Genomic DNA, 5,771 nt, shown 5'->3' on the forward strand with positions numbered 1-5,771 from the left:
CAAAATATCTCCAATGAAGCCTTAACTATTCTATTGATTTCCTCTTCAGTAAGCGATGGATAGATAGGAAGAGAAACAAATTTTTTGAAACACTCTTCAGCACCTTTATAATCTTTTAAATTCATTTTTAAATATCTATGAAGGGGATAATAAATGGGCTTTTCTGCAAAAATACCTCTTTTTCTATATTCACCTATTACTTTTTTGACATTTCCCCTTTTGATTTTGATGATATACCTGTAGTAAATTGATTTTTTTCTCTCATCGAAGGAATGATGAATTACATTTGGCAACGATATCCTTTTCGAATATTGAGAAGCAATCTTCCTCCTTTTAGAAATCATTCTTTTTAGTTTTGATAATTGGGCAATCCCAAGGGAAGCAGATAAATCAGTCATCTTATAATTATACCTTACAGAATAGTTTTTTTTCTTGTCATAGGACCGAAGGTCTAAAATTGTTTTATGTATCCTTTCATTGTCACATACAATCATTCCTCCCTCTCCTGTAGCTATCACTTTAGTTGCATAGAAGGAAAAAACTGCTACTCTTCCAAACCTACCTGTAAGTTTTCCATCATATTCAGCGCCAAGGGACTGGGCACAATCCTCGATAACAGGGATGCCAAAGGATATTATCTCTTTTATATCTGCTGGTATCCCAAATAGATGAGGAACAATAATAGCTTTCGTCTTAGAAGTAATCTTTTTTCTAACAGAATCAGGAGAAATATTGCCGTCATATGCAGATACATCAGCTATAACCGGTTTTGCACCTGTATAATTGACAGCGTTTAACAGGGCAGGACAAACATAAGAGGGAATAATAACTTCATCGTTACCGCTCATTTTCAGTGAAAGCAAGGAAAGGTGAAGGGCTGATGTCCCACTGTTGACTGCTATGGCGTATTTTCGTTCTATCAGCTTCTTAAACTTTTTCTCAAAACGACGAACTTCTCCATCGAGGGCTATCATTCCGCTTTTCAAAACTCTGATGGCTGCATCGATTTCATCTTGTCCCAAATAGGGCTTTGAATGGGGTATAGGTAAAATTTTCATTGTCACCTATTCTTCCGAAATATTGATAAAAACTCTCAAAGGAACAAATCCTTCTGCGTATTTTACTCTTGCAAGAGTACCCCTAAAATTAGCAGTGGATAAAACTATGTCTTCAATAGAAATACCCGCGATATTGGTGCGCATAACTTGAGATGCATGTGCCTTCACCAACGCAATTTTTATATCCAAAACTTTTTCAATGTCGCTAAAAATGGTAGGACTAAAATCCTGAGTTGTGGGTCCTTCATAGAATAAAACATTCTTTGCATAGCGTGCTGCGGAAATTACTGCATTGCTTAAATGTCTATGGTCCTGATGAGTGTCGTTATAATAGTGCGTAAAAGTAAATACTGGTTTTACTTCCTTTATAACACTCTCAACTTTTTGAATCGTGCTCAATCGTGAATCGATTTTTGTATCTTCTAATCCTCCCCAAAAAATTTTTTTTACACCCATTATTCTTGCGGCTTCTTCCTGCTCTTTCTTTCTTACCTGAGGGTCACCTCCCTGCTCTCCCATTGTCATAATAAGATAATAAATTTCATCTCCTTTCTGGGCATATTTTTTCAAAGTTCCGCCGCAACCAACTTCAATATCATCGGGGTGTGAACCAATTGCAAGAATTTTCATAACTTATCCCCTTTTAAAATTGAATAACTCTCTTTTCCACAATTAAAAAGAAGGTCAACTATAGAAAGGTGTGAAAGAAAACTGCCGTATTGTTGAGGATAGACTGGATGTTTATATTCTTGAAAAATCACCTCTATTCCAGAATCTTCATACTTCTTAAAATTCATATAATCTTTTCCCCCTGCTCCTGCCAAATATTTGTTAGCGCCAATTCTCTTACATATACCGATTAGTCTTTCATCTGCATCATCTGGTAAATCATCCATTTCTGATGAACTGAGTGTTTTGGTCTTAATTCCTAAAAATGACATAATTTTTATTATAAGGGCAATATTTAAATCTTTCAGGTAAATAAATTCTTTTTCAATAATTTTTTTTATTTCAGGAAAATATTCCATAAAATAAGGAGCAGATGAATAGTTAATTTCAAGGGCTTTGAGATGTTTTCTTTTCCAATGTTTTTTTCTGTCAATGGTAACTTCAAAAATCTTCTGAGGAAATCTATAATTCACGGGCACTGTAAGCCACATTGAAGAGTTGGCTGTTTTAATCTTGTTTCTATTTTGCCACTCATTCTTTTTGTATTGGACAGTATCCAAAAAGACAAAGACATCACAGCTTGAAATCTTGTCAAAATAACCAAGCCATGGCAAATATTGAGGTTGATGGACAGATACAATCATAATCACTTTGAATCGAGGGAAACATTATAAAAAATTGGATTGCTTACCGCTTTCCCCCCATCCTTAAAATTAACCATTAATCTAAAATAGCCTTTATCATTAGAGCCTGCAGAAAATAAAAACTTCTTTTCAAAGGGCAGCATTATCTCCTTTTTTATAAAAATTTTCCCATTTCTTACTATAGTTAAAAATGCCTCTTCTTTTTTCCCATACTTTTCACTAATCATAACAGATAAAATCGCTTCTCCACTCACCTTTAATGATTCACCCATTTCTGCTTCATTAACCTGCTCCTTATCACTCAATAGAAACTCATCAATGACAATTTCTCCGGAATTGCTCTGCCTTACAGCATAACAACGACCATTCTTTAATGCTTGAATGATGCTTTTTTTTGACAAGTTATCTGTAATAAAAATAGTTTTAACTTCATCAATCTTCTCATCCTCATCTCCATGATAATCTATACCTCCAACCGTCCAAATTGGTTTATTCCTCTCCTTTCTTATAAAATCTAAAAGTAAGATATCCCACTCTTTTCCTGCCTCAATCATTGTCGCAGTATCACGATATAAACCTTCAAAAGCGGTATAATTGTAGGTTTTTAGCAAATCTTCTACATATTTTGGCGTCAACATTCTTACACCGTTGATTTCTCTTTCTTTGTAAGATTCAGGATGTGCCCATATTGACAATATTTCCTTCTCGTTGGCGTAATCAATCAATTCCTGATAAGGAATCACTCCGGCATTACTTTCATATTGGTTAAAAAGCGTACTTTGGAAGGGATGATAGTTGATTATTAAAAGAAGTGATATAATCGAACATATCAACCCAAAAGCTTTAGCAAATTTTTCTCCTGTAAAATAAAGCAAGAAAGACAATATAAAAGCAAACAAAAAGAAAAGAGCTTTAGGCGTAAGCTCTTTTACATATCGGAGAGAAAAACCGTTATGTATTACAGGCAAATCATCTATTTCCTCCGCACTATGAAAGCCAACAAGAAGAATATGCTTTTGCCAATTATTTGCCGTTAAATTTCCATTAAAAATACTCCCCGACCAAAAATAATGGGCTGTTGATTCAACGCCAGGTATAACAACTACATTTTTTCTTCTTTTATTGATATCCTCAATCTCTTCAATATATTCAGATGCTCCTCTTTTCGTAACGCTTTGAAGTTCATAGTCTTTTTTAAATATATTCCGAAATGGAGGTATCCCATACTCAACCTTTATGACATCATGATCTGTCATCAATACGGCTTTAATGCCCTTCTCCTTCGCTTTATCAACTATTTCTTCAAGAGAATTTCTGCCTGTAGAAAACTGCGAATGAAGATGAATGAGGCCGTCGATTTTCATTCCATAGCAAATAGAAATACAAAAGAGAAAAAGGGAAAGGAAAGAAAAAAAGTGGAAAAACAATTTTTTAATTGACACTCTATTCATTAACTAATCCCTTTTCTTTCAATAACTTCCTGTAGAGGTTTTCTATTTTTTCAACCATTCTTTTTACACTGAATGAATCGGCTCTTTTCTGTCCCATCAAGCCCATTCTATTGCGCAATTCCTTGTTAAAAAACAATTGTTCTATTTTTTCTGCAATGCTTCTTTCATCTTCAGGCGGAATGACAAATCCCGTTAGACCATCCTCGATTATCTCTCTTACGCCTCCCACATCTGTCCCTATAACAGGAAGACCCGCTGCCATTGCTTCAACAATGACCTTTCCCATTCCCTCATTGACAGATGAAAGCACATAGAGGTCTAAAGAATAAAGAAAAGCTCTGCAATCGCTTTGCCAAGGAATAAAAAAAAATTTTTTTTCAAGCCCATATTCTAAGACAAGTTTTTTCAAAGATTTCTCCAATTCACCTTCGCCGGCAAGCATAAAATAGGCGTTATCAATCTTTGAAGAAACTATTTTTGCGGCTTTTATAAAATATTCAAACCCCTTGACTTTTACAAACCTCCCCATACTGCCCACAACGAAGGAGTTAGGAGGAATACGATTCTTTTTTACGAATGGTCTTTCATTTTTTTGCGCATAGTTTTTAATGGAATCAACATCTACACCGCTATGAATTACAGAGATCTTTTTCTCATCTCCTACTTTGAAGGAAATATGTTCTTTCTTCCCTCTTTCTGTAAGGCAAATCAGATTGTCTGTTATGGACGCTGTAATTCTTTCTATGAATATAAATATCCATGAAATTATTTTCCCATAATAACCATAAAAAATGTGGCCATGAGGGGTGTGCACAATTACAGGAACACCGGTAAATTTGGCTGCCCATCTTCCGAGTATTCCTGCTTTTGAGCTATGAGTGTGGACAATATGGTAATTATTTTTACTGATAAAAGAATATATCTTAAAAAATGCCTTAACATCTTTGAGGGGATTAATTTCTCTTACCAAATCTTCAATATTGAAAAAAACCTCAATATTTTTTTTTACAGAAGGCAAATATTTTTCATCAGGGTTTTTCGTCATTCCGTACAAAATAGAAGATTCATATCTTTCATTGTCAAGATTTTTTACAGTTAGAAGAGTATTTTCAGATGAACCGCCCTTGTCAAGGCGGGTGATAATGTGAAGCACCTTTATCCTTTTCATAAAATAGATTTATAAATAGTTAAAAGCTTCTCTGCAGACTTTTCCCATGTATAATGCTCTTCAACTACTCTTCTCCCTTTTTTTGAAATTTCATCATAATATTCCTTTTTGTTCTTATATATATCAATCCACTGCAAAATACCTTCTGCAAGTGAATCAACCTCAGTTGAAGAAAAAATCAGCTTTTTATCTACCTTAGATAATATTTCAGGTGTCGCTCCTGCAGGGGTGCCAAGGACAGGTACTCCTGATGCAAGAGCTTCAACTGTCACAAGGCCGAACCCTTCCTGCTCAACTGTAGGAAGCAAAAAATAGTCTGACATTCTGTAAAAATCAGAAAGGTTGTTCTCATCGATATAGCCTGCAAAAATAATCAAATCGGAAAGACCTTCAGAATGTGCCATATTTTCAAGTTTTGATTTGAGTGGACCGCTTCCGCCGATTACAAAAAGAGATGATGTACAATGATTTTTGATTTTTTTTATTGCCTTGATAAGGTTTTCAAGTCCCATACGAGGTTCCATATTTCTTAAAGTCGAAAATATTATTGATTCAGCAGGCAGATTAAATTTTTTTCTAAGCATCTGCTTATTATTCACTGGACAAAATCTGTCTTCATTGACACCACCGGGAATAATCTTGATTTTTGAATCATCTATTGATGCAAATTTCTTTAGTCTCTCTGATGTATATCTGCTCAATACTCTTATGAGAGATGACTTTCTGAAATTATATTTTTCCATATATTTAATCAAAGGAATGACAAAGGTTCTATCTGTAA

The 5,771-nt window shown here is 34.5% G+C and carries 6 protein-coding genes; all 6 read right to left on the bottom strand.

The features are described 5' to 3' along the window. The coding region (locus D6734_10130; GenBank protein RMF93410.1) for a DegT/DnrJ/EryC1/StrS aminotransferase family protein at positions 1-1,058 on the bottom strand (1,058 nt) is incomplete at its 3' end. A gap of 6 nt (positions 1,059-1,064) precedes the next feature. Next, the gene (locus D6734_10135) at positions 1,065-1,688 is read right to left on the bottom strand and encodes a PIG-L family deacetylase (GenBank protein RMF93411.1); all 624 of its coding nucleotides are present in this window, start codon (positions 1,686-1,688) and stop codon (positions 1,065-1,067) included. Continuing rightward, complete coding sequence (locus tag D6734_10140; GenBank protein ID RMF93412.1) at positions 1,685-2,371, bottom strand: hypothetical protein; 687 nt, start codon at positions 2,369-2,371, stop codon at positions 1,685-1,687. Before D6734_10140 ends, D6734_10135 begins: the two co-directional genes overlap by 4 nt. Positions 2,372-2,373: 2 nt before the next feature. Continuing rightward, positions 2,374-3,822 (bottom strand): PHP domain-containing protein, encoded by a 1,449-nt coding sequence (locus tag D6734_10145; protein RMF93413.1) that lies wholly within the window; start codon positions 3,820-3,822, stop codon positions 2,374-2,376. Next, entirely contained in the window at positions 3,815-4,990 is a 1,176-nt protein-coding gene (locus D6734_10150; protein RMF93414.1) for a glycosyltransferase family 1 protein, read from the bottom strand. Before D6734_10150 ends, D6734_10145 begins: the two co-directional genes overlap by 8 nt. After that, complete coding sequence (locus D6734_10155; protein ID RMF93415.1) at positions 4,987-5,733, bottom strand: glycosyltransferase family 1 protein; 747 nt, start codon at positions 5,731-5,733, stop codon at positions 4,987-4,989. The genes D6734_10150 and D6734_10155 overlap by 4 nt, the downstream gene beginning before the upstream one ends. Between the last annotated feature and the right edge of the window lie 38 nt (positions 5,734-5,771).

It is taken from the genome of Candidatus Schekmanbacteria bacterium (assembly GCA_003695725.1).
In the GTDB taxonomy this organism is placed as follows: domain Bacteria; phylum Schekmanbacteria; class GWA2-38-11; order GWA2-38-11; family J061; genus J061.

Bases quoted from the DNA above. Each gene is read 5' to 3' on its own strand.
- D6734_10155 (RMF93415.1), bottom strand. From the start codon at position 5,733: ATGGAAAAATATAATTTCAGAAAGTCATCTCTCATAAGAGTATTGAGC.
- D6734_10140 (RMF93412.1), bottom strand. From the start codon at position 2,371: ATGATTGTATCTGTCCATCAACCTCAATATTTGCCATGGCTTGGTTAT.
- D6734_10135 (RMF93411.1), bottom strand. From the start codon at position 1,688: ATGAAAATTCTTGCAATTGGTTCACACCCCGATGATATTGAAGTTGGT.
- D6734_10145 (RMF93413.1), bottom strand. From the start codon at position 3,822: ATGAATAGAGTGTCAATTAAAAAATTGTTTTTCCACTTTTTTTCTTTC.
- D6734_10150 (RMF93414.1), bottom strand. From the start codon at position 4,990: ATGAAAAGGATAAAGGTGCTTCACATTATCACCCGCCTTGACAAGGGC.